Genomic DNA, 857 nt, shown 5'->3' on the forward strand with positions numbered 1-857 from the left:
AGGGCCTTGTCGACCTCGAAGTGGTCGCCCCAGCAGGCGATCTCCAGGCCGTCGTAGCCCCATTCCGAGGCCAGCCGGCAGACCTCCTCGAACGGCAGGTCCGCCCACTGCCCGGTGAACAACGTGATCGGTCGCGTCATCTCACTCCCGCTCTCACAACCATGTGGACAATCACACCGAGGTCCAGCTCGACCCGGCGGCGGCGCTCTCCTCGACCGCGGCGAGCACCCGCTGCACCCGCAGCCCGTCCTCGAAGGACGGCGCGGGGTCGGTGCCGGCGGCGATCGCCTCCAGGAAGTCCTTGGTCTCGTGGACGAAGGTGTGCTCGTAGCCGAGGCCGTGGCCCGGCGGCCACCACGCCCCGGCGTACGGGTGGTCCGGCTCGGTGACGAGGATCCGCCGGAACCCGGCGTCCCGCTCGGCGGCCTCGTAGAACCACAGCTCGTTCATCGCCTCGAAGTCGAAGGACAGGCTCCCCAGGGAGCCGTTGACCTCGATGCGCAGCGCGTTCTTGCGCCCGGTGGCGAAGCGGGTGGCCTCGAACGAGGCAAGCGCCCCGCCCTGGAAGCGGCCGATGAACAGCGCCGCGTCGTCCACCGTCACCTCGCCCATCTCACCGGTGCCGCCCTCGCCGGCCAGGCCGCTCGACCCTTCGGCGAGCGGGCGCTCCTTGACGAAGGTCTCGGTGAGCGCGCTCACCCCCGTCAGCGACCGGCCGACGATGAACTGCGCGGTGTCGATGATGTGGGCGCCGATGTCGCCGAGAGCGCCGGACCCGGCCTTGTCCTTCTGGAGCCGCCAGACCAGGGGGAACTCCGGGTCGACGATCCAGTCCTGCAGGTACTGCGCCCGCACGT

The 857-nt window shown here is 70.6% G+C and carries 1 protein-coding gene and 1 pseudogene; both read right to left on the minus strand.

From position 1 onward, the window contains the following. Positions 1-140, minus strand: a pseudogene (locus tag FLW16_RS45845) (sugar phosphate isomerase/epimerase); the annotation flags it as partial. Between the two features lie 31 nt (positions 141-171). After that, on the minus strand, positions 172-857 hold a 686-nt coding region (locus FLW16_RS42935), incomplete at its 5' end, for a Gfo/Idh/MocA family protein (RefSeq protein ID WP_142566722.1).

The organism is Microbispora sp. KK1-11, from assembly GCF_006874435.1.
Classification (GTDB): domain Bacteria; phylum Actinomycetota; class Actinomycetes; order Streptosporangiales; family Streptosporangiaceae; genus Microbispora; species Microbispora catharanthi.